This window comes from Clostridium sp. CM036, assembly GCF_055081135.1.
In genome coordinates this window covers 270443-292136 of sequence record NZ_CM143652.1, presented here as the reverse complement: position 1 = coordinate 292136, position 21694 = coordinate 270443, and the positions used below count along the sequence as shown (strand labels likewise).

Below are 21694 nucleotides of genomic sequence, written 5' to 3'. Positions count from 1 at the left end.
TCAGTAAAAAAATAAAATATAGAAGGAGTGATTTATAAATGTCAAACAAAACATTAGTACCACAGGCTAAAGCAGGTTTAAACAAATTTAAAATGGAAGCTGCTCAAGAAGTTGGAGTTAATTTAACAGAGGGTTACAACGGAGATCTTACTTCTAGACAAAATGGATCTGTTGGTGGACAAATGGTTAAAAAAATGGTAGAACAATACGAAAAAAACTTATAATTTAAAATTCTAAATTGTTAAGAGGTATATGCTAGTTATATGCCTCTTAACTTTGCTATTTTGACCTAAGTTGTATAAATATATGTACTCTTTATTTAAATACATTGAAGTAAAATCCAACTTAATTACATGTAATTATATGCATGTTATTAAAATATTTCATATGCTAACAGGTATTAATTTAAAATGTTGTACTTACCTTATTTCCCTTAAGTATTCTATTATATTTTATAAATTTCTGCACAAGATACTATCATAACAAAAATAAAATATAAAAGGAGTGATTAACAAATGTCAAACAGAAAGTTAGTACCTGAAGCTAAAGCTGGATTAAATTCATTTAAAATGGAAACTGCAAAAGAGTTAGGAGTAAATTTTACTGATTATAATGGAAACTTAACTTCTAGAGAATGCGGTTCTGTTGGTGGAGAGATGGTAAAAAAAATGGTAGAGCAATATGAGAAAAATTTATAATTTAAAAATAATATGATAAAAGTACATAGACCAAGGTCTATGTACCTTTATTTAACGAAGGCTTCAGCTCTGCCGGAGATAACATCTCTGAAAGAGATGATAGCTCATTAGGCGATTAGCTTGAAAAAGATGCAGCTCCGTAGGAAATAATTTAACTAAGTTTAAATTCTAAGATTTTTAATTGAATAGATTTATACCCGTTATATTCATTAATTTGAGGTGAAAAAATTAAATCTATTTTCATTCCTTTTGGGCTCTTAAGATAGTTCATATATTCTTCTCCATATTTATCTTTTAGCATTTCTATAAATTCTTCCACTCTATTAAAACATATTCCATTAATTGTTTTATTTACACCGGGCATTACGCATTTTATTTTTAATGTATTTGCATTTTTACCTAATATATCTATTTTTAAAACAGGAATATTTTTTTCTGCAAGTAATGGGGTTGAATTTCCTTTACCAAAAGGCTCTAAAATTTCTAATTCATGAATCATCTCATAATTTATTTTGTTTAATGGCATTCGCTGGTCTATTCGTACCTTAGGTACAATATCATCATTGGTTAACTTGCAAAGAGAATTTAATTTCCACCTTAATTTTTCTATATTTTCTTCTTTTATAGATAAACCCGCAGCCATTGGATGACCCCCGAATTTTTCAAGTAACTCTCCGCAATTTATTAATTCCTCAAATAAATTGTATTCATCAATAGATCTTGCTGAACCTTTTGGGTTCTCTTTTCCTTTAGTTAAAATTATTGTTGGTACATTGAAAGTTTCCCTAACACGGCCTGCTACAATTCCTGCGATGCTCTCATGAATAGTATCTTTATAAATTACTAACACTTTGTCATTTTTAAAAGTGGAGTGATGTATAAGTTCTATTACCTCTTCCACATTTTCGGTTGTCATCTCTTGTCTTTTTTTATTTAGTTCAAATAATGTTTTAGCTAGTTCTTTTGCTCTAGTCTCTTCTTCGCATAGAAGTAATTCTACTGAAATCGCTGCCGATTCTAACCTTCCAGTAGCATTTATACATGGTCCTATTTGAAACCCAACATGATAACATTTTATCTCTTTATCATTAATGCTTAAAATTTCCTTTAAACATTTTAGCCCAAGATTTTTTGTATTTGTTAACATAACTAAAGCATTTTTAGCAATTATTCTATTTTCAGAAATTAAATCTACCACATCACAAATAGTACCTATTCCTGCTATTTCTATAAATTCCTTTACATATTCCTTATTAATTCCAAGTTTTATATATAGTGCTTGTACAAATTTAAAAGCAATACCTGCACCACACAATTGTTTAAATGGGTAATTACATTCCTTTTGCTTTGGATTAATAACAGCATCTGCTGGTGGAACCTTGAAAGTTCGAATGCCCTTATCATCTTCTTCAAATGATAATTCATGGTGATCAGTTATTATGACAATCATTCCTAGTTCCTTTGCCAATTTAACCTGCTCAGTAGCTGCGATTCCATTATCGCAAGTTATAATCACTTCAAAACCTTGCTCATTTAGTTTTCTTATCCTATCAATATTTATTCCATAACCTTCATGTTCCCTATCCGGAACATAGTATTCTACATTTGCGCCACAATATTTTAATGCCTTATACATTATAACAGTACTAGTAACACCATCCGCATCATAATCACCATATACTACAATTTTTTCATTGTTTTCAATTGCTAATTTAATTAAATCTGTAGCTTTCCCCATATCTTTCATTAAAAATGGGTCATACAAATCCTCTATACTTGCTCTCATAAATTTTTTTATGTCTATTTCATTATTAACCCCCCTGTTAATTAGAATCTTAGCTATAACCTCACTTACACCTGAACTTTTAGCTATTGAACTAATGTCTTTAGAAGTATTCCTTATCAACCACTTTTTTCCCATATTTATTTCCCACTTTCCTTCTGAAATGTAGTTAAAACCTGTATAGTAGCATTCACTAAAACTTTGTTAATTACTCTCACTATTTCTTCATCCACAATGTTTCTCATACCATCAAATTCCGAGAAAATTTGTGAACTGTCTCCATACATAATTTCATATACACATAAATTTACACTAGTTTGAATAGATTTTTCAAGGGCTATCATTCTTCTTAATTTGTAACTTTTGCATAGCTTTAAAATACACTGCTTATCAAAAAAATTCCTAAGATCTTTAACTTTTTCAATTTCATCATTAATAATTCCTATGGTCTTTTTAACATTTTCACATGAAGTTCCAAGGGTTATTGTGAAAAGTTTTATTCCTGTTTCATTTTTTATTTTGCTACTTATATCATATACAAGCCCTCTTTTAGTCCTAATTTCATCATACAAAATACTGCTTGTACCTTCGCCAAAAGCTAAGCTAAATAGCTTTAAAGCACTAATTTCTCTCTGGTTTAAATCATGTATTGGAAAACAATATTGGATTTTTGCACCTTGCAAGTCATCTCTATATTGAAAATAGGTGCCTGGCTTATTAATTTCATATAGACACCCTTTATCCCTTTCCAAATGGTCATTCCCACTAGATAATTTAGGATTTAAATTACCCATATACTTCTCCACTATCTCTGAAACCTTTTTAATGCCCATGGAAGATATTACACTTACTACGCAATTATCCGAGGTGTAATGCCTCTCATAAAAATCTTTGATTTGCTTAATGGTTATAGCACGGATGCTTACCTCTGTACCTATAATTAAATTCTTTATTCTTCGCTTTTCAAACCCATTATAGAGCATGGAATCTTCGCAAAACTGGTACGAATCATCTTTCCATTCTTTTAGTTCAGCGCTGATCACTTCTATTTCTTCTTTGAACCCATGCACTTTAAATGAAGGATTCAAAAGAATATCAGAGTAAATTTCAAACCCCTTTTCAAAATCTTCATCTAATGTGGTTCCGTAATATACTGCGTAGGGATAATTAGTCATCGCATTACAAAACCCAAAGGTTTCATCACATAATTTGTTTATTTCATATTCCGTGCGAGAAGCCGTCCCCTTAAAAAGCATATGCTCTACCACGTGAGCAATTCCTAAATATTCACTTTTCTCTTGATTTGCCCCTGCATTAAACCCTATTGTAAATGAAGTTAAATTATTTTCCGCTTTCTTGTACAATAACTTTATTCCATTTTCAAATATTACTTTTTCCATACATCCACTTTCCTTCTTTTATTTGTTTTTAAAATATTTTCCTTTTATTTTGTTTTCTTTTGTTGTACACTAATGTGTATGAGTGCATCATAATATTCTTTTCATAAAAAGGGTGGTGACTAATTTCTTAACATATTTTATTTAAGAATAAAGTTCTATGAATAATAAAAATAAAACACTGCAGTCCTTATCTCAATTTATAAATTATACTTTAGTTGGTGCTACTAACATTATAATAGAAATTATAATACTAAATATTCTTTCATTTACCACAGGCATAACGCATGGAAAAATATTGTTTGTTTTTAACATAATCGCATTCTCAGTTTATTCAATTTCTAGTTATAAATTAAATAAGAAGTTCACCTTTAAAGAAACTCCGCAGCAAAAAGGCTACCTTCAATATGCATCTGTACTATTTTTTAGTATGATTTTAAACAGCTCTATGTTAGTGCTATTAACAAGTAGGAATCCTTTAATTTCTCTTCTGCATTACCATAGTAATATAATACACTTAAACCACTTGTGGTTTAACATATGTATCCTAATAGATTCTACCATTATAGGCCTACTTGGTTTTTTAATTAACAAGTTTTTTGTTTTTAATAAAAAGAAGACATGCTAAAATTAACTTTTATTGCATGTCTTATTTATATTTTTTCAGATGCCTAAGATAACCTCCTCTACATAATCATCTATGAGAGCACTGGTTAAGTTTTTACCTCTACCTGCTCTATTTTGAACGTTTATATCCTCAAGTCTTATAATCTTTTTTTCCCCTTTAAATGAATTGACTGTTAAGCTTAAATTCTCGTCAAGCGTCACAACTATTTCATTACAGCCATCTACCTTTTCCGTTACTGAATTTACCAAATCTACAAATATAACTTCATCATCATCTTTTAAGCTTATGCCTGTTACCCCAGATGCAACTTTCCCCATAAAACTAATGTTATTTACGTTAAATCTTATGCACATTGCCTTTTTTGTCACCATTAACACATCTTTATCTACATTATCTAAGTTAATTTTTACAAAGATTAATTTATCTTCTTCTGTTTTAAGTTTGCACACCAACGTAGAGAAGAAATCCCCATCTAATTCACAAATTTTAGTTCGTTTTGTAAATCCTTTCTTTGTAAAAAGATATATACTTCTTTCTTCGTTGAAATCATCAACAGACATAATCCCTATTATTTTATCATCAATATTGAAATTATCCAGCAAAGTATTAATACATATGCCTTTCTTATTAATATTCTGAACCATATAACTCGGTAGTTTATGTACTAATCCTTTTTCCGTAAATATAAGCAATGTAGCCGATGATTTGGTATAAGTGCTTAATGGAGTATTAGTTTTTTTACTAGATATTTTTATTGCACCTTTTGCATTTATACTAAAATTAAATTCTTTATAATCATAACCCTCTGTAAATTCTAATTTTACCACAACGTCTCCTTGCGTTAAATTAAATAACTGAGTACCCAATATATTTCTAGGAACATCTTCAAGTATAGGTTCTTCTACACAAAATTCCAGGCCTTCTTTAGTTACTATCTTTATAAACCTTTCCTGTCTTTCCACAGGGATTAACTTAACTTCAAGAAGCTTTTCATTTTCTCTTAGTTTTAAAGCTAATAATTTAGTATAACTCGTAATGAATTTATCTAACTCTGTTTTCTTTATGTTTCCTTTGTTAGTAAAGAACATAAATTCCTTATTAGCTGATAAGTTTCCCAATAAGAAACAAGAAACCACCTTTTCTTTTGTTAAATCTATCCCGCGAATAAGGGTATCAATTCTTTCGCCCTTTTCCTTCCACTTATATTCCGGCACTAAATCTCCTCTTAGTTGATACATATTGCCTAGATCAGTAAAGATAATTAATGTATCTTTAGTATTGGTCTGTAGTAAATATGTATTAAAATCTCCCTCTCTATAGTCTATATCTTCTATGTTAATATTTGATCTATTATAGGATTTCATAGGCACTCGCTTTATATAACCCTCGTTAGATAAAGTTATCATAACATCCTCTACTACTAGTATATCTTCTACTTCTATTTTAGCTTGGCTATCATCCTCAATAATTTCCGTTCTTCTCGGATCATTATATTTTTCTTTAATTTCTGAGATTTCTGCTTTTATTACTTTAAGAAGTTCATTCTCATTTTCAAGAATTTTTTTATACCCCTTAATTAGTATTTCTAATTTTTTGTATTCCTTTAAAAATATCTTTATTTCAAGTCCTGTTAGCTTATATAACATCAGTTCAAGTATTGCTTCGGTTTGAAGCGCCGTAAAATTAAACTTATCTATCAGGTTCTGTCCAGCATCTTTTTTAGATTTTGAGCTTCTAATTGTTGCAATTATTTCATCCATTACATCTACAGCCTTAATAAATCCTTCTACAATATGGAATCTACTTTCTGCAACTTCTAGTTCTCTTTGGGTTCTTTTAGTAACAACATCCTTTTGGTGATTTAAGTAGTGCATTAATATGGTTTTAAGCCCCATAGTTTGGGGTTTGCCATTGGCCAAAGCTACCATGTTAAAAGATATATTGCACTGAAGTTCTGTTTTCATCATTAAATATTTAAGTACCTTGGTGGCAGTTTCCTTATTTGTTGACTTTTTAAATTCAATTACTGACCTAAGTCCGCTTCTATCAGATTCATCTCTAATGTCTACAATAGACTCTAAAGATTTTAAATGTTTTTTATCTGCTGTCATATCAGAAATAGATTGAAGTAATTTCGCCTTGTTTTTTCTATATGGAAACTCCGTAATAACTATGCCAAGTCGTCCACTTTCTAAAGCTTCAATTTTCATTTTGGAACGTAACGTTACCTTGCCTTCCCCAGTCTCATAGGCAGATTCCATAGCATTTTTGCCAATTATTACTCCTCCTGTTGGTAAATCGGGACCTTTAATATACTGCATAAGCTCTTTTGTTGTAAGCTCCTTATTATCCGCATAAGCGAGTAACCCATCAATTACCTCTCCTAAATTGTGAGGTGGTATATTTGTTGCTATTCCTACTGCTATACCAAAAGTTCCATTTACTAATAGATTTGGATATCTTGATGGAAGTACCGATGGTTCCTTCTCTGTATCGGAATAATTATCTACCATATCCACAACGCCTTTATCAATATCTCTTATCATCTCAAGAGCAATAGGAGAAAGCCTTGCCTCCGTATAACGCATTGCAGCTGCATTGTCCCCATCTTGACTTCCCCAATTCCCATGGCCATCTATCAATGGTTTTCTTGTGGCAAAAGATTGAGCTAGTATTACCATGGCACCATAAACAGAGCTATCTCCATGCGGATGGTATTTACCAAGAATATCTCCAACTATTCTTGCTGATTTATAATAAGGCTTATCTGGAAATGCCTTTAGCATATATGCTCCATAAAGAATCCTCCTATGCACTGGTTTTAAACCATCGCGTACATCTGGCAGTGCTCTTTCTCTTGCAACTTCCACGGCATATGGAAGATAGTTATCCGGCATAGCTTCTTCAATTGGAATCATTACTATATTATTATCTCTAGGTACATCAATTTTTTTTGCCATTTAGCAAATCCCCCCGTTAAAACTCAGCATATTTATACATATAATTTTTTCTAGGTGCAACAACATCGCCCATTAGAAGTGAAACCATCTTCTCAGCCTTTGCTGCATCCTCTATAGTAACCTGTTGAAGCGTCCTTGTAGCTGGGTTTAGTGTAGTTTCCCAAAGTTGATCTGGATTCATTTCTCCAAGACCCTTATATCTTTGGATAAAAGCGCCTTTCCCAATTTCTTTTTTCGTCTCAGCTAATTGCTCATCACTATATGCATACTTAGCCACTTCGCCATTTTTCGTGTTCCTATAAACCTTATAAAGTGGAGGCATTCCCATATAAAGATGACCTTTTGCAATTAGTGGCCTCATATACCTATAAATAAACGTCATCCATAATGTTCTAATATGATAGCCATCAACATCTGCATCACTTAAAATAATTATTTTATCATATTTTAAATCTTTTTCATGGTAATTTTCTAAAACTCCTGTTCCAATGGCAGTGTTGAATATTTTTAACTCTTCGCTAGCTAGTACATTTTCTAGCTTTTGCTTTTCTGTATTCATAATTTTACCTTTTGATGGCATTATAGATTGAAACCTTCTATCTCTAGCTTGCTTGGCACTTCCACCAGCTGAATCTCCTTCAACTACTATAAATTCTGTAACATTTGAATCTTTTATTGTACATACTGCAATCTTCCCTGCAAGAGGAGCTGCTCCCTTACCTACTTTTTTTCTTTCCGCTTCATTAATCTTTTTTATTTTATCCCGCCTAGATGCGGCAGACAGTGCATTATTTATTATGTTAGTAGCCATTTCTTTATTGTCTTCTATCCATTCTAAAATTTTAACATAACACAATTCATTCATCATGCTGTATGCCTCATTATTTCCTAGTTTGCTTTTAGTTTGGCCTTCAAAGATTGGGTTACTTATTTTAATTCTAACTATTGCTGTCATGCCTTCTCTCAAATCGTCACCTTCAAATTCCTTATCTTTCTCTTTTAAAAGATTAAGCTTTTTAGCTCCTTCTTTAAAAGCCCTTGTCATCCCTGTTTTAAATCCAGTTTCATGAGTTCCAGATTCTGTAGTTGGTATGTTATTGACATAGCTCGCAATGTATTCTGTAGTAGAATCAGTAAATTGAATACATATTTCTCCATACAATTGCATCCCATTTATCTCCTTTTCACCTTGAAAGAATATAGGGTCCTTGTGAAGAAGCGTTTTGCTTTCATTTAAATAATCAATAAAATCTAGAAGACCCCTGTCAGAGTAATATTCCTTTATGATGTTTCCGTCTTTTCTCTTATCTTTAAACACTAATGTAATTCCTTTATTTTGGAACGCCAATTCTTGTAATCTTTCATCAATAAAATCGTAACTGAATTCCAAAGTAGTAAATACATTTTTATCCGGCATAAAAGTAATCTTACTGCCTGTTTTTTTTGTTTCTCCTATGATTTCAAGCTTACCTACCGGTGTACCTGGCATAAGTCTTTTTAACTCAGCATCATAAGCATATTCAAATCTTTGAGTAAAAATTTTCCCCTTTTGTTTTATTTCAACTAGTAACCATTCTGATAATGCATTTACAACTGCTGCTCCAACACCATGAAGTCCACCAGAAGTTTTATAATTTTTATTATTAAACTTTCCGCCAGTATGAAGCTCAGTAAATACCATTTCTACACCAGATTTATTTTTTATAGGATGTATTCCTGTTGGAATACCCCTACCATTATCAACAATAGTGACACTTTTATCTTTATTTAATATAATTTCAGCTCTATCGCCGTAGCCATTAGCTATCTCATCTATAGAATTATCTAAAATTTCCCATATACAATGATGTAGACCTTTGCTGCCTGTAGACCCTATGTACATACCAGGTCTTATTCTCACAGGCTCCAGCTTTTCTAGAGAAGTTAAGTCTGTTACATCATATGTTTGAATTTCTTCTTTATCAAAACTCATAAAAATCCTCCAATAAAATTTTATCATACATTTGTTATTTTATATGTTTATTAGCAAAAGGTAAAGGGATTTATATAAAAAATCAGAACATTAGTTTCTGTTTTCAGAGGAGTTTTTATTCTTTTATATGGTTTTTACCCAATTTTATATAAAAATATTGACCGGCAGAATAAGCTTTTTCTACTGGTCAATACAGTAATTCGCTCTAATTTTAGTCACCAATATGCTCAATCTATTTTTTTATTAGTTGGTGGCAATAATGCCGCAGCTAATCTTATTAAATATTTTACGCTTTCATCATCTACATCACTATGAAAATTCAGTAAATTAATTCCTTCTTTTACAATTTTAAGAGCCTCTTCTTCTTTAAGGGTATTTTTGCTGTTTTTATAGTTAGTTTCTACATATTGCACTGCTTTTGAAACAATTCTAATAATCTTCTTAGCATTTTCAGGTGTAGATTCTTCAGCTGTTAAAGAATCAAGTATTATATAAGCAAGACCAAAATAGTCATCCTTAATATTTACACCTTTTTCTTTTAACAAATAAGCTAAATATCCAAGTCCCATTACTAAAAGCACTATTAGTACATATTGTGTAATTATCTCTACCATCACGTACCCTCCTTATTTGAGTTTATACTACTTTAATATGCCATTCAAATAAAAAAGGGTACATGTTTTAATTGAATTACAGAAATAATTGTGCTCATATTAAATATATTATTTTTCAATCTAATTATTTATAGTAATAATTTTTAATTTCCTCTCCTTAATTGGTAAAATTTTTTTATATATTATTTCAGCTATTTCTTTATGAATTTCTTTTGATACATGTATTCCATCAGCTAAAAAATATTCTTCCATATTTATGGTCTTTGGTATAATATTTGCTAAATCTATGGATATAATACTTTTTTCATTTCCATACTTAATTAATAAATTCCGCAGCTCTACTAACTGCTTATTAACCTTTGTATAATCCATATCCTCAAACATTAATTTTATTAAAATATCTTTTTTAACCGGTAATGGTATTAGTATTATCGGAACTATATTATTTGTTTCAGACATTTCTACCATGCTTTTTATATTTTTAAAAATAGTATCAATACCTACTTCTGAAAATATATCATTTGTTCCTCCCATAATTAAAACCCTTGATGGATTGTAATTAACAACATCTTTTCTGAACCTTTCTTTCATTTCGTACGTTGTGTCTCCCGGTATCCCTTTATTAATAATTTTTTCTTTTATTCTTTTAGCTATAAGGCTAACCCAATTTTCTGATTTATTAACTCCATAGCCAAAGGTTAAACTATCTCCAATACATACTATACTCACTTAATTCTCTCCTCGTTACTAATGCGTTTTGAAGGTCTACAATTAAAAGTGCTACATATATCCTAAATTAAATCATTTGCACATAATGGGGATAATTATTTTTCTATTGCCATATCATAAATCCCCCATTTATCATTTCCATACGTGAAGACCCCTTCATTATACTTTTCATCTACAATGCCTGTTGCTTTGTAGCAATAATGAGCAGATAGATTGTTATCAAATACACCCAAAGTAACTCTCTTTACCTTTAATATGTCAAAAGCATATCTTATGGCTAAAGATACCATCTCTTTTCCATACCCCTTTCCTCTAATCTGTGAATCTACAATAATAAATCCTAAATGGATGCTTTCATTTTGATAGTCTGCCATACGCATTAAAAAATGACCTACAGGTGTTCCTTCTTTATTAAGAGCACTCATTATCCACGCATTATCATCCTTTTCATAATTATGATAATACTGATTCAATTGCTCTTTAGTTAATGGATATGTGAATTTATCTGCACACCATTGTGCGAAAGTTAACTCATCGTTAAACCAATTTAAAATATATTGCGAATCGCTTAATTTATATGGTCTTAATCGAATCATATTCCCCCCCTAATATATAAGTAATTTTTTTTACAAGTTTTAATAACTCCATTTATTAGCTTATATTAATTCGTAGATTACTGATTGATGTACTCATTATTGAAAATTTATTTCTAATTTTTGAAAGGTGACAGCTATCTTTCAGATAATCTTTATGCCTAATACTACACTTTTAAAACAACTTCCACGAATAAATTATAACATTTTATACAATAATTAACTACTGACTAATACGGATTTTCGGCGTATTTATTCCGAGTTTTTATCTGGCTCCGCCCCTGAAAAAAGCAAAAAAAATAGAACTAAGGAACATCACTCCTTAGTTCTATCTTAGCCCTTGATATATATGGCTACACAACTTTTACTATATCTACAATAGTCTCTATATGAGGAGTGTGTGGGAACATATCCATTAGTATTACCTTTTGCACCTTATAACCTCTGTTGATCATTTCCTTAAGATCAACTACTAGACTTTTAGGATTACAAGAAACATAAACTATGTGCCTGGCATCAAATTTTATTACATAATCTAATGCTGTAGGATGTACTCCAGCTCTTGGAGGGTCTAGAATAATGCTATCTGGTTTATCTTTTACCTCTTTAATAACCTTCGCTATATCCCCTGCTATAAACTCACAATTGTCTAATTTATTAATTTTTGCATTTTCATTTGCAGCATCAACTGCTTCTTCTATTAATTCAATTCCCAAAACTTTTTTTGCTTTAGCTGCAACAATTTGTCCTATAGTTCCCGTTCCACAATATAAATCAAAAACTACCTTTGATTCTGATTCGCCTAAAAAATCTCTAACTAAGCTATAAAGCTTTTCTGCTCCTTTTGTATTAGTTTGAAAGAAAGCAAAAGGATTAATTTTGAACTTAAGATCTAATAATTCTTCCATAATATATTCTCTTCCATATAATGTTTCAGTTTTATCTGCTTGAACTATATCTGATAATGAGTCATTAAATGTATGTATTATTCCTGTAATGACTCCCTCACATTTTAATTCCTTAAGCATATTAGTTATTTCACTAAAATCAAAATCTACTTGAGATGTAGTTACTATGTTTACTAATATTTCACCAGTGTTTTGGGCCTTTCGAATAACTAAGTTTCTTAAATATCCCTCACGCTCCATTACATTATAGTGTGTAAATTTTAACCCTTTAAAATAGTTTAATACTAATTTCAGAATTTCTCTAAAATCCACATCTACTATTCTACAATCATCAACAGTAACTATACTAAAGCTTCTTCCTTTGGTATGCATTCCTAGAGTTAATTCTTCACCCTTTCGAAAGTCACCAAATGTAAATTCCATCTTATTTCTATATTCGAACTGTTCAGGACTCTTTTCTATACCTAGAAACTCAAAATCTTTTATTTCTGCTTGTTCAAACAACTTTAATACCTGTTGCTTTTTAAATTCTAATTGTTTTTCATAAGAAAGAAATTGATGGCTACATCCTCCACATAAATCTGTAATCTTGCAAAGAGGCTCAATTTTGTAGTCTACATCTTCAAGTATTTTTACAAGCTTTGCTTCTACTACATCTTGTTTCTTTTTTGCTACTTTAGCAATTACCTTTTGCCCTGGCAATGTATTTTTTATCAAAACTTTTTCACCTTCGTAAAATGCTATGCCCTGTGCTGGAAATTCTAAGTTTTCTATATAAAATTCATATTCTTTTCTTTTTTGCATATTGTTTTCTCAAACTCCTATCTTTTTGTAATAATTAGTCCAGATACTTTATTACCAAATGTAGCAGACGTTTTTCCACTTTCCATAATGCTCATGTATAGTACCATAACAACCATAAAGATTATAAATGACATTTGGAACTTTTGAGCTACAGCATATCCTGCTAATTTAATCACCGCATCTATCACAAATACTCCTACTGTTGATATTGCCCCTATAACTATCAAATCTATAAGGCTAGCTGTAAAAGCATCTACAAAAGTAGGTTTAATAGCTTTGACCTCATTTGAATTTCCACATCTAATACCCTGTTTGTTACTATCCGCTTCAATTGTTTTTTCATTTTGTTCTACCATTTTAAATCCTCCCCATATTATATTATTTTCATAAAGTTTATTTTGTTAATTTCGCATTAGAGAAATATTTATAATTTTTTAATCCCATCTATATATAATACGTATATATTACATATAAATCAATAGGCTATTAAGGAGTATTCAAATAAATTACAAATTAGTATGCTACTCTATTTTGATTATTACTTGACTTAAATCATCACTGTACTCCTTTACAACATCTTAGAAATCATATATATTAATAGTAGGACTTTATATTCATTCTTAAATAATAAAACTTAGGTAGGTGCCATATGATTACTAAAATTATTCTTCTATGCATAGCTGGTTTTTTAGCATCCTTTGTAGATTCCATAGCAGGGGGTGGTGGTTTAATAAGCGTCCCTGCCTTTATGCTTGCAGGTCTGCCTCCTCACATGGTGCTTGGCACTAACAAATTCAGTGCCACTGCTGGTTCTTTTACTAGTTCTCTCGGATTTATAAAATCAGGCAAGGCTGATTTTAAGCTTTTAAAATATCTTATTCCCTTTACATTCATAGGTGCAATGTTAGGTGTTAGAACGGTACTAAATATAGACCAAAAATTTCTAAATGGATTGGTATTAATTCTCATCTTATTTATCGGAATTTATACTCTTTTTTCTAAATCTTTAGGACTTGAAGATAAATTTCAAGGGCTTACTAAAAAAAATGTTATATACGGTATAATACTTGCTCTCTCTCTAGGTTTTTATGATGGTTTTTTCGGTCCTGGAACTGGTTCCTTTTTAGTATTTGGATTTATAAGTATCTTCGGGTTTAACTTTGTAGTATCTTCCGCTAATGCCCGCATTTTAAACTTTATAAGCAATATTACAGCCCTAATTTTGTTTGCCATAAGTGGTAAAATAAATTACATGATAGGAGTACCTGTTGCAATATCTATGATTTTAGGGGCTAAAGTGGGTACAAGCGTTGCGTTAAATAAGGGTTCAAAACTTATAAAACCTATATTTGTAACCATGTCTTTAGCTGTTGCCGTGAAAATGCTTATAAGCATTTTTTAATAGGCTTACATAATGAAAAGGTAGATGATTTATAAATCATCTACCTTTTTTGTTATTTTAATATCCCAATATCCATTCTATAGTACATTGCATCAAACTCAATTTTCTTCATATCATCATAAGCTATTTCCCTTGCTTTTTTAAGTGTTTGCCCAAGACCTGTTATTCCCAAAACCCTACCACCAGCTGTCCTCATAATACCATCATCGCATGTGGCACCTGCTAGAAATAGCTTGCCTTCTAATTTACTACGCTCACTTATTTCAAATCCTGTATCGTATTTTCCCGGGTAACCCTTCGATGCCGCAATTAGGCAGCAAGAATATCCTTCATTCCATTCTAATCTAAAGTTTTTAAGTTCACCATCTATAGCGCTAATCACAAGCTCTGTAAAATCACTTTTCATAAGTGGAAGAACCGCTTGCGTCTCTGGGTCTCCAAACCTTACATTATATTCAAGCAAATATACACCCTTTTTCGTTATCATTATACCAAAAAATATTACGCCTGTATAATCCATTTTTTCCTCTTGAATTCCTTTAAGCGTAGGCTTTAATATATTTTCACAAAATTCATCTAATACCTCTTTATCACAATATGGATTTGGTGCTATAGCTCCCATCCCTCCTGTATTAGGTCCATTATCATCGTCAAATATTTGTTTATGATCTTTTGAAGATACAAAAGGAATTATAACTTTTCCATCTGTTATGGAGAGTATCGACGATTCTACGCCTTCTAAAAACTCTTCAATTATAATTTTCTTTCCGCTACCTTTAAATATATCTAACACCATAAAATCATTTATGCTTTTCTCCGCCTCAGTAAAGTCATTACATATAATAACTCCTTTACCTGCTGCCAAGCCATCTGCTTTAATTACTATAGGATATTCACAGTTTTTCAAATACCCTATAGCTTCATTCTCATTTTCAAAAACTTCATATACAGCTGTTTTTATACCATATTTTTTCATAAACTCTTTAGAATAAGCTTTACTTCCTTCAAGCCTTGCCGCTTTTTCACTAGGTCCTAATATCTTAAGTCCTTTTTGTTTAAACTTATCTACTATACCTTGTACCAGCCATTCCTCTGATCCAACTATTGTGATATCTATCTTATTTTTTATAGCGAATGCTAAAAGCTCATCTATTTGCCTAATATTAATATTCTCACACTTGTTTTCTCTGCATGTGCCACCATTACCAGGAGCACAATACACCTTCTCGACAATGGAATTCTCTGCAACCTTTGATACTAAAGCATGCTCGCGTCCTCCAGAACCAATAACTAATACCTTCATAAATCAGCCTCCTAATGTTTGAAATGTCGAGTGCCCGTAAACACCATGGAAATTCCATTTTCATTACATGCATCTATTGATTTTTGATCATTTATAGATCCACCTGGTTGTATAATTGCTTTTATGCTGTATTTTGCAGCTAGCTCCACAACGTCTCCAAATGGGAAATATGCATCTGATGCCATTATTGTAGCATCTACTGCCCTTTCTAATGATTGCTCTGCTGCCCATATTCTATTTACCTGACCTGCACCAATCCCCTTAGTCACCCCATCTTTAACCACTACAATAGCATTTGATTTAACATACTTAACTACTTTCATGGCAAATATCAAATCTTTCATTTCATCATTTGTTGGGCCCTTCTTTGTAACTACTTTTATATCATCTATTAATTTATCATCTGAACTTTGTACCAATATTCCACCATCGACGTTAACAATATTTTTTGTGCCAACTGCTTTACTTAAACATTTTATGACTCTTAAATTTTTCTTACCTTTTAAAACTAGTAATGCTTCCTCATCAAACTCTGGTGCAATAATAACCTCTAAAAATATTTTTATAAGTTCTTCTGCAGTTTCTTTATCTATCTTTTTGTTAAAAGCAACAATGCCCCCAAAAATAGACATTGGATCACATTCATATGCCTTTTTATATGTATCAAGTACGCTGCTACCAGTAGCTACGCCGCAAGGGGTATTGTGTTTTAACGCGCAACAAGCAATTTCATCAAATTCGCATACTACCTTCCAAGCAATATCCATGTCCTTTATATTGTTATAAGATAATTCCTTGCCATTTAATTGATTAAAATCCTTCATTGCTCCATTTCCTGCAGACGATATATAATAAGCTGCGCTTTGATGAGGATTTTCACCATATCTTAAATCCATTTGTTTTTTATAAGAAACAGCCAAATAATCTGGATATGAATCCTCACCCAGTAAAAAATTACTTATTGCTGCATCGTAAGCTGATGTTAAATTGAACACTTTGCCTGCTAGATATTTTCTAGTTTTTAAATCCACTTCTTCTTTATCATCCATTTTCTTTATAATATTTTGATAATCTGTTGTGTCACTTAGTACAATAACATCTTTGAAATTTTTAGCTGCTGCCCTTAGCATAGTTGGTCCACCGATATCAATAAATTCAACTTTCTCTTGAAAATTTATCTCTTCGCATACTTTATCAAAGAAAGGATAAAGATTAACTACTACCATATCAATAGGTTTTATTCCTTTAGCTTTTATAGTTGCCATATGTTCTTCATTATCTCTCACTGCTAGTATTCCACTATGAATAACTGGATGTAATGTTTTAACTCTCCCACCTAATATCTCTTCAAATCCTGTAACATCAGATATTTCCGAAACTTTTATGCCATTTTCTTTTAAGTACTTAAAAGTTCCACCTGTAGATATAATCTCTACTCCATTTTTTTGAAGGGATGTAGCAAGTTCTAAAATATTCTCTTTATCAAAAACACTTATAAGCGCTGTTTTAATCATTATTACTCCACCTTTCCAATAGCTAATACTTTTCTTCCTTTAATTTCTATTTCATTCTCACTTATTAATTTAATGGCTTCTGGTAGTGCTTTATGTTCCTCATTTAAAACCCTTAGCTTTAAATCTTTTGCTGAATCTTGACTATAAACATCTACAACCTTTTGAATTATAATTGGTCCTGAGTCTGTACCTTCGTCTACGAAGTGGACAGTACATCCTGAAACTTTAACACCGTATTCTATAGCTTTTTCATGAACTTTCATACCGTACATTCCCTCCCCACAAAAAGATGGAATAAGCGCTGGGTGAATATTAATAATTTTATTTTTAAATACACAAAGAAGTTTCCCTTGAAGTATAGATAAAAACCCAGCAAGCACTATTAGATCTACTTTTCCGTCGACAATTCTTAATATTTCATCTGAAACCCCAGTACCTAACTGTTTTCTATCTAATATATATGTCTTTATATTTTTAGATTTTGATCTTTCTATGCCATATGCATCTTTTTTATCACTAATTACTGCTTCTATAGAGCAGTTTAAGTATCCACTTTCTATATTATCTATTATTGCTTGAAGATTGCTTCCGCTCCCTGATATCAGTACAGCTATTTTAAGCAAACTCCTGCACCCCCAGCTTCAACGTGCCCAATTTTATATGCTCTATCCCCTAAATCATTAATTGTCTTTATAATCTTTAAAGTATCCTTATCTTCAACGCATAATACATATCCTATTCCCATATTATATGTATTAAACATATGTTCCTGCGTTACCCCGAGAGACATAAGATGCCTAAAAATATCTGGAGTATTAAAACTATTTTTATCTACCACTGCTGTGAATTTTTCACTAAACATTCTAGGTATGTTTTCATAAAAACCACCACCTGTTATATGTGCCATTCCCTTTATATCAAATTTTTCTAAAAGACTTAATATAGTTTTCACATAAATTTTTGTTGGAGTCAAAAGTGTCTTTCCAATCTTTTCACCATTAAAATCAATATCTAAATCTGGTATTAATTTTCTAACTAATGAATACCCATTGCTATGAAGACCTGTTGACTCAATACCTATAAGTGAATACCCATCTTTGATTGCAGATCCGTCAATAATTTTGTGTTTATCCACTATGCCAACAGTAAATCCCGCCATATCATATTCCCCATCTCTATAGAACCCTGGCATTTCCGCAGTTTCACCACCTATAAGTGCACATCCTGATTGAATACATCCATCAGATACACCTTTTACCAGTTGTGATGATACTTTAGAATCTAATTTACCACAAGCTATATAGTCTAAAAAGAAAAGTGGTTTTGCACCATGGCAAAGGACATCATTTACACACATAGCAACACAATCAATTCCTACAGTGTCATATTTATTCATTCTAAATGCAATATCAAGTTTTGTACCTACTCCATCAGTGCCTGAAACTAAAATAGGATTTTTATAACCCTCGCCTATTTCGAACATACCAGCAAAACTTCCTAAATGGTTTAAAACACCTTTTGTAAATGTGGCTGCCGCATATTCTTTTATAAGCTTTACTGATTTGTATCCTTCTTCAATATTAACACCTGCATCTTTATAAGTTATCATGAATATCCCCTACCTTTCTAATCTTTCTTTTTCATTTTCATATGGAGCTGATACTGGATATGTACCATTAAAGCACCCTAAACAAAATTCAGTATGACCAAGAGATTTTAATAATCCATCTATGCTTAGATATCCTAAACTATCTGCACCTATTTCTTGTCTAATTTCATCTACGGAAGTATTCGCCCCAATTAAATCTTTTCTATAAGGTGTATCTATTCCAAAATAACATGGATATTTCACTACTGGTGAGCAGACCCTAAAATGAACTTCTTTCGCTCCAGCTTTTTTTAATATTTCAACTAATCTTTTACTTGTGGTTCCGCGAACTATTGAATCATCTATTAGAATAACTCTTTTACCTTCTACATTTATTTTTAATGCGTTTAGTTTTACAGACACTGCCCTTTCCCGAATTTCTTGAGTGGGACTTATAAAGGTTCTACCTACATATCTGTTTTTTATAAGACCCATTCCAAAAGGTATTCCAGATATTTTAGAATATCCTATTGCTGCGGCCATACCTGAATCTGGAACCCCTATAACCATATCGGCATCGACTGGTGATTCTTTAAATAGCTGTTCTCCAGCTGCCACTCTTGAAGTGTACACGTTAATCCCATCAATAGTACTGTCTGGTCTTGCAAAATATATATATTCAAATGAACAAGTTGCATTTTTAATTTTTTCCGCAAAATTAATTGATGTAAGTCCATTTTTATCTATTATTACTATCTCACCAGGCTTTACATCTCTTAAAAAGTCTGCACCTACTGCATCAAGTGCACAACTTTCCGATGCAAGAATATAATTATTACCTATTGTCCCGATGCAAAGAGGCCTAATACCATTTTGATCTCTAACTCCTATTAACTTTTCCTTTGTAAGCATTACTATTGCATAAGACCCTTTAATAGCCTGTATTGCATCCACTACGGCCTTTTCAATTCCTTTTTTTGCGCCTCTAGCAATTAGATTTAATATAACTTCTGAATCTATGGATGTTTGAAACATATATCCACAATCCTCTAGTAATTCTCTTATGACATCTTCATTTACTAAATTACCATTATGCGCTATAGCTATGTCACCAAGACTAAATTTACTTAAAAGTGGCTGTGCATTTTTTACTTCACTGCCTCCTGTCGTTGAATATCTAACATGCCCTATGGCAGCATGACCCTTCATTAGTTTAATCTTTTCATCATTAAAAACATCACACACAAGGCCCATAGCCTTTTCACAAGTGAGGGTAGTTCCATTCGAATATACTATCCCAGCACTTTCTTCTCCCCTATGCTGCAAAGCATAAAGTCCATAATAAGTTAAAGATGCAACATCTAAGTCTTTATCCGGTGAAAAAACCCCAAAAACACCACATTCCTCTTTAAACTTATCTTCATCTTTTAGCTTATTTTCATCATTAATGGATATTTGGTTTAATTCTACAACTTTATTCAAAGAAATCCCTCCCCACTATTTCTTGTATATATCTTATTTATTATTTATTCTACTTAATATTTCCTCGTAAGCTTCTGTAACATTACCCAAATCTCTTCTAAATCTATCTTTATCCAATTTTTCTCCAGTTTTAACATCCCAAAATCTACAAGTATCTGGTGATATCTCATCTGCCAAAATTATTTCTCCATTAAATCTCCCAAACTCTAATTTGAAATCTATTAAATTAATATCTTTTTCAAAGAAAATTTCCTTTAGAATATCATTTATTTTTGAAGCCATTTTATATATTTCTAATAATTCGTCAAAAGTCGAAAGGCCCATTGCTACTGCATGATAATCGTTTATAAGTGGATCACCTAATTCATCATTTTTATAACTTAACTCGAGGACTGTTGTTTTTAGCTTAGTTCCTTCCTCTATTCCATATCGTTTTGCCATGCTACCAGCGGCAACATTTCTTACGATTACTTCTAGAGGCACTATTTCAACCTTTTTACAAAGTTGTTCTCTATCGCTTATTTTTTTAATAAGGTGAGTTTTTATACCTTTTTTCTCTAATAACTCAAATAACATAGTAGTTATGCTATTATTTAAAATTCCCTTTTTCTCAATTTGAGCTTTTTTAATTCCATTAAATGCTGTTGCATCATCTTTATAATATACTCTGACCTCATCCTTATTATCTGTGCTAAACATTTTTTTTGCTTTTCCTTCATATAACAATACTGAATTTTCCACTAACAATCACTCCTCAAATTTTAATTTATAAACCGCATTCCTTAACTTTCATTTTAAAATTCTATATCTTCTTCATTCTCTGCTATAAATTTTTCTTTCATTTCTTCTCTATATTTAATTAATTTATTTTTAAGTTCAATATACTTAAGGGATAAAATTTGAACTGCAAGCATTCCAGCATTATAGCTGTTATTGATGCCCACAGTAGCAACCGGAATTGCTTTTGGCATTTGAACAATTGAAAGTAGTGAGTCTATACCACCAAGAGCCGCTTTAATGGGCACTCCAATCACCGGCATTACTGTATGTGATGCAATTACACCTGGAAGATGCGCTGCAAGTCCTGCCCCTGCTATGATACATTCTACCCCATTATATTCCATTTCATTTATTACTTCCTTTAATTTTTCTGGTACTCTGTGAGCTGAGAGAATATGTACTTCATAATCTACATCAAATTCCTTAAGTGCTATCGCTGCATTTTTCATTATATCCTTATCTGATTTACTTCCAAAAATAACTCCTACCTTCATTTTATTACCTCCCCAATGTAATTAAATAACAACTTTTATAATTTC

At 31.4% G+C, this 21694-nt stretch carries 20 protein-coding genes; 4 read left to right on the top strand and 16 right to left on the bottom strand.

Annotated elements, in window-relative coordinates; genetic code table 11:
* The first annotated feature begins 38 nt into the window (after nucleotides 1-38).
* Entirely contained in the window at nucleotides 39-224 is a 186-nt protein-coding gene (locus ACWJKE_RS01280) for an alpha/beta-type small acid-soluble spore protein (RefSeq protein ID WP_165412136.1), read from the top strand.
* A gap of 291 nt (nucleotides 225-515) precedes the next feature.
* Nucleotides 516-698, top strand: a complete 183-nt coding sequence (locus ACWJKE_RS01275; protein WP_165412137.1) for an alpha/beta-type small acid-soluble spore protein — start codon at nucleotides 516-518, stop codon at nucleotides 696-698.
* Between the two features lie 151 nt (nucleotides 699-849).
* On the opposite strand, the gene recJ is transcribed toward ACWJKE_RS01275, so the two are convergent.
* Complete coding sequence (gene recJ, locus ACWJKE_RS01270; protein WP_216303995.1) at nucleotides 850-2619, bottom strand: single-stranded-DNA-specific exonuclease RecJ; 1770 nt, start codon at nucleotides 2617-2619, stop codon at nucleotides 850-852.
* Nucleotides 2620-2621: 2 nt separating this feature from the next.
* Nucleotides 2622-3881 (bottom strand): M16 family metallopeptidase, encoded by a 1260-nt coding sequence (locus ACWJKE_RS01265; protein WP_216303994.1) that lies wholly within the window; start codon nucleotides 3879-3881, stop codon nucleotides 2622-2624.
* A gap of 157 nt (nucleotides 3882-4038) precedes the next feature.
* On the opposite strand from ACWJKE_RS01265, the gene ACWJKE_RS01260 reads away from it, so the two are divergent.
* Nucleotides 4039-4506 (top strand): GtrA family protein, encoded by a 468-nt coding sequence (locus tag ACWJKE_RS01260; RefSeq protein WP_165412140.1) that lies wholly within the window; start codon nucleotides 4039-4041, stop codon nucleotides 4504-4506.
* A gap of 35 nt (nucleotides 4507-4541) precedes the next feature.
* Here the strand turns inward: ACWJKE_RS01260 and ACWJKE_RS01255 are convergent, their stop codons facing one another.
* The 7 genes from ACWJKE_RS01255 to ACWJKE_RS01225 form a co-directional block, all read right to left on the bottom strand.
* The gene (locus ACWJKE_RS01255; protein ID WP_462959105.1) at nucleotides 4542-7466 is read right to left on the bottom strand and encodes a DNA topoisomerase IV subunit A; all 2925 of its coding nucleotides are present in this window, start codon (nucleotides 7464-7466) and stop codon (nucleotides 4542-4544) included.
* A gap of 16 nt (nucleotides 7467-7482) precedes the next feature.
* On the bottom strand, nucleotides 7483-9438 hold the full coding sequence (locus ACWJKE_RS01250) for a DNA gyrase/topoisomerase IV subunit B (RefSeq protein WP_462953735.1): 1956 nt from the start codon (nucleotides 9436-9438) through the stop codon (nucleotides 7483-7485).
* A 227-nt stretch (nucleotides 9439-9665) separates the two neighbouring features.
* Complete coding sequence (locus tag ACWJKE_RS01245; RefSeq protein WP_216303991.1) at nucleotides 9666-10052, bottom strand: hypothetical protein; 387 nt, start codon at nucleotides 10050-10052, stop codon at nucleotides 9666-9668.
* Between the two features lie 120 nt (nucleotides 10053-10172).
* A complete protein-coding gene (locus ACWJKE_RS01240) occupies nucleotides 10173-10781 on the bottom strand; it encodes a GDSL-type esterase/lipase family protein (RefSeq protein ID WP_216303990.1) in 609 nt (202 codons plus the stop codon).
* A gap of 95 nt (nucleotides 10782-10876) precedes the next feature.
* The gene (locus ACWJKE_RS01235) at nucleotides 10877-11377 is read right to left on the bottom strand and encodes a GNAT family N-acetyltransferase (protein WP_216303989.1); all 501 of its coding nucleotides are present in this window, start codon (nucleotides 11375-11377) and stop codon (nucleotides 10877-10879) included.
* Nucleotides 11378-11727: 350 nt separating this feature from the next.
* A complete protein-coding gene (rlmD, locus tag ACWJKE_RS01230) occupies nucleotides 11728-13086 on the bottom strand; it encodes a 23S rRNA (uracil(1939)-C(5))-methyltransferase RlmD (protein ID WP_216303988.1) in 1359 nt (452 codons plus the stop codon).
* A 17-nt stretch (nucleotides 13087-13103) separates the two neighbouring features.
* A complete protein-coding gene (locus ACWJKE_RS01225; protein WP_220285945.1) occupies nucleotides 13104-13442 on the bottom strand; it encodes an RDD family protein in 339 nt (112 codons plus the stop codon).
* 293 nt (nucleotides 13443-13735) lie between these two features.
* On the opposite strand from ACWJKE_RS01225, the gene ACWJKE_RS01220 reads away from it, so the two are divergent.
* Nucleotides 13736-14488 (top strand): TSUP family transporter, encoded by a 753-nt coding sequence (locus ACWJKE_RS01220; protein WP_216303986.1) that lies wholly within the window; start codon nucleotides 13736-13738, stop codon nucleotides 14486-14488.
* Nucleotides 14489-14540: 52 nt separating this feature from the next.
* Here ACWJKE_RS01220 and purD read toward each other — a convergent pair whose 3' ends face one another.
* The 7 genes from purD to purE all read right to left on the bottom strand — a co-directional run bounded on the left by purD (nucleotide 14541) and on the right by purE (nucleotide 21649).
* Nucleotides 14541-15791 (bottom strand): phosphoribosylamine--glycine ligase, encoded by a 1251-nt coding sequence (gene purD, locus ACWJKE_RS01215; RefSeq protein WP_462959104.1) that lies wholly within the window; start codon nucleotides 15789-15791, stop codon nucleotides 14541-14543.
* An 11-nt stretch (nucleotides 15792-15802) separates the two neighbouring features.
* Nucleotides 15803-17305 carry a bifunctional phosphoribosylaminoimidazolecarboxamide formyltransferase/IMP cyclohydrolase gene (purH, locus tag ACWJKE_RS01210; RefSeq protein WP_462959103.1) on the bottom strand — a complete coding sequence of 501 codons (1503 nt, stop codon included), beginning with the start codon at nucleotides 17303-17305 and terminating at the stop codon, nucleotides 15803-15805.
* A 2-nt stretch (nucleotides 17306-17307) separates the two neighbouring features.
* Complete coding sequence (gene purN / locus ACWJKE_RS01205; RefSeq protein WP_216303983.1) at nucleotides 17308-17928, bottom strand: phosphoribosylglycinamide formyltransferase; 621 nt, start codon at nucleotides 17926-17928, stop codon at nucleotides 17308-17310.
* On the bottom strand, nucleotides 17916-18914 hold the full coding sequence (gene purM, locus ACWJKE_RS01200) for a phosphoribosylformylglycinamidine cyclo-ligase (RefSeq protein WP_216303982.1): 999 nt from the start codon (nucleotides 18912-18914) through the stop codon (nucleotides 17916-17918). The genes purN and purM overlap by 13 nt, the downstream gene beginning before the upstream one ends.
* Before the next feature lie 9 nt (nucleotides 18915-18923).
* On the bottom strand, nucleotides 18924-20348 hold the full coding sequence (gene purF, locus ACWJKE_RS01195) for an amidophosphoribosyltransferase (RefSeq protein ID WP_216303996.1): 1425 nt from the start codon (nucleotides 20346-20348) through the stop codon (nucleotides 18924-18926).
* 60 nt (nucleotides 20349-20408) lie between these two features.
* Nucleotides 20409-21074, bottom strand: a complete 666-nt coding sequence (gene purC, locus ACWJKE_RS01190) for a phosphoribosylaminoimidazolesuccinocarboxamide synthase (RefSeq protein ID WP_253198258.1) — start codon at nucleotides 21072-21074, stop codon at nucleotides 20409-20411.
* 95 nt (nucleotides 21075-21169) lie between these two features.
* Nucleotides 21170-21649, bottom strand: a complete 480-nt coding sequence (purE, locus tag ACWJKE_RS01185) for a 5-(carboxyamino)imidazole ribonucleotide mutase (RefSeq protein WP_216303980.1) — start codon at nucleotides 21647-21649, stop codon at nucleotides 21170-21172.
* Nucleotides 21650-21694 lie beyond the last annotated feature (45 nt).

What these genes read in the sequence shown, in the direction of transcription:
- ACWJKE_RS01280 (WP_165412136.1), top strand. Translation starts at nt 39, where the DNA reads ATGTCAAACAAAACATTAGTACCACAGGCTAAAGCAGGTTTAAACAAA.
- ACWJKE_RS01275 (WP_165412137.1), top strand. Translation starts at nt 516, where the DNA reads ATGTCAAACAGAAAGTTAGTACCTGAAGCTAAAGCTGGATTAAATTCA.
- recJ (WP_216303995.1), bottom strand. Translation starts at nt 2,619, where the DNA reads ATGGGAAAAAAGTGGTTGATAAGGAATACTTCTAAAGACATTAGTTCA.
- ACWJKE_RS01265 (WP_216303994.1), bottom strand. Translation starts at nt 3,881, where the DNA reads ATGGAAAAAGTAATATTTGAAAATGGAATAAAGTTATTGTACAAGAAA.
- ACWJKE_RS01260 (WP_165412140.1), top strand. Translation starts at nt 4,039, where the DNA reads ATGAATAATAAAAATAAAACACTGCAGTCCTTATCTCAATTTATAAAT.
- ACWJKE_RS01255 (WP_462959105.1), bottom strand. Translation starts at nt 7,466, where the DNA reads ATGGCAAAAAAAATTGATGTACCTAGAGATAATAATATAGTAATGATT.
- ACWJKE_RS01250 (WP_462953735.1), bottom strand. Translation starts at nt 9,438, where the DNA reads ATGAGTTTTGATAAAGAAGAAATTCAAACATATGATGTAACAGACTTA.
- ACWJKE_RS01245 (WP_216303991.1), bottom strand. Translation starts at nt 10,052, where the DNA reads ATGGTAGAGATAATTACACAATATGTACTAATAGTGCTTTTAGTAATG.
- ACWJKE_RS01235 (WP_216303989.1), bottom strand. Translation starts at nt 11,377, where the DNA reads ATGATTCGATTAAGACCATATAAATTAAGCGATTCGCAATATATTTTA.
- rlmD (WP_216303988.1), bottom strand. Translation starts at nt 13,086, where the DNA reads ATGCAAAAAAGAAAAGAATATGAATTTTATATAGAAAACTTAGAATTT.
- ACWJKE_RS01225 (WP_220285945.1), bottom strand. Translation starts at nt 13,442, where the DNA reads ATGGTAGAACAAAATGAAAAAACAATTGAAGCGGATAGTAACAAACAG.
- ACWJKE_RS01220 (WP_216303986.1), top strand. Translation starts at nt 13,736, where the DNA reads ATGATTACTAAAATTATTCTTCTATGCATAGCTGGTTTTTTAGCATCC.
- purD (WP_462959104.1), bottom strand. Translation starts at nt 15,791, where the DNA reads ATGAAGGTATTAGTTATTGGTTCTGGAGGACGCGAGCATGCTTTAGTA.
- purH (WP_462959103.1), bottom strand. Translation starts at nt 17,305, where the DNA reads ATGATTAAAACAGCGCTTATAAGTGTTTTTGATAAAGAGAATATTTTA.
- purM (WP_216303982.1), bottom strand. Translation starts at nt 18,914, where the DNA reads ATGATAACTTATAAAGATGCAGGTGTTAATATTGAAGAAGGATACAAA.
- purC (WP_253198258.1), bottom strand. Translation starts at nt 21,074, where the DNA reads ATGTTTAGCACAGATAATAAGGATGAGGTCAGAGTATATTATAAAGAT.
- purE (WP_216303980.1), bottom strand. Translation starts at nt 21,649, where the DNA reads ATGAAGGTAGGAGTTATTTTTGGAAGTAAATCAGATAAGGATATAATG.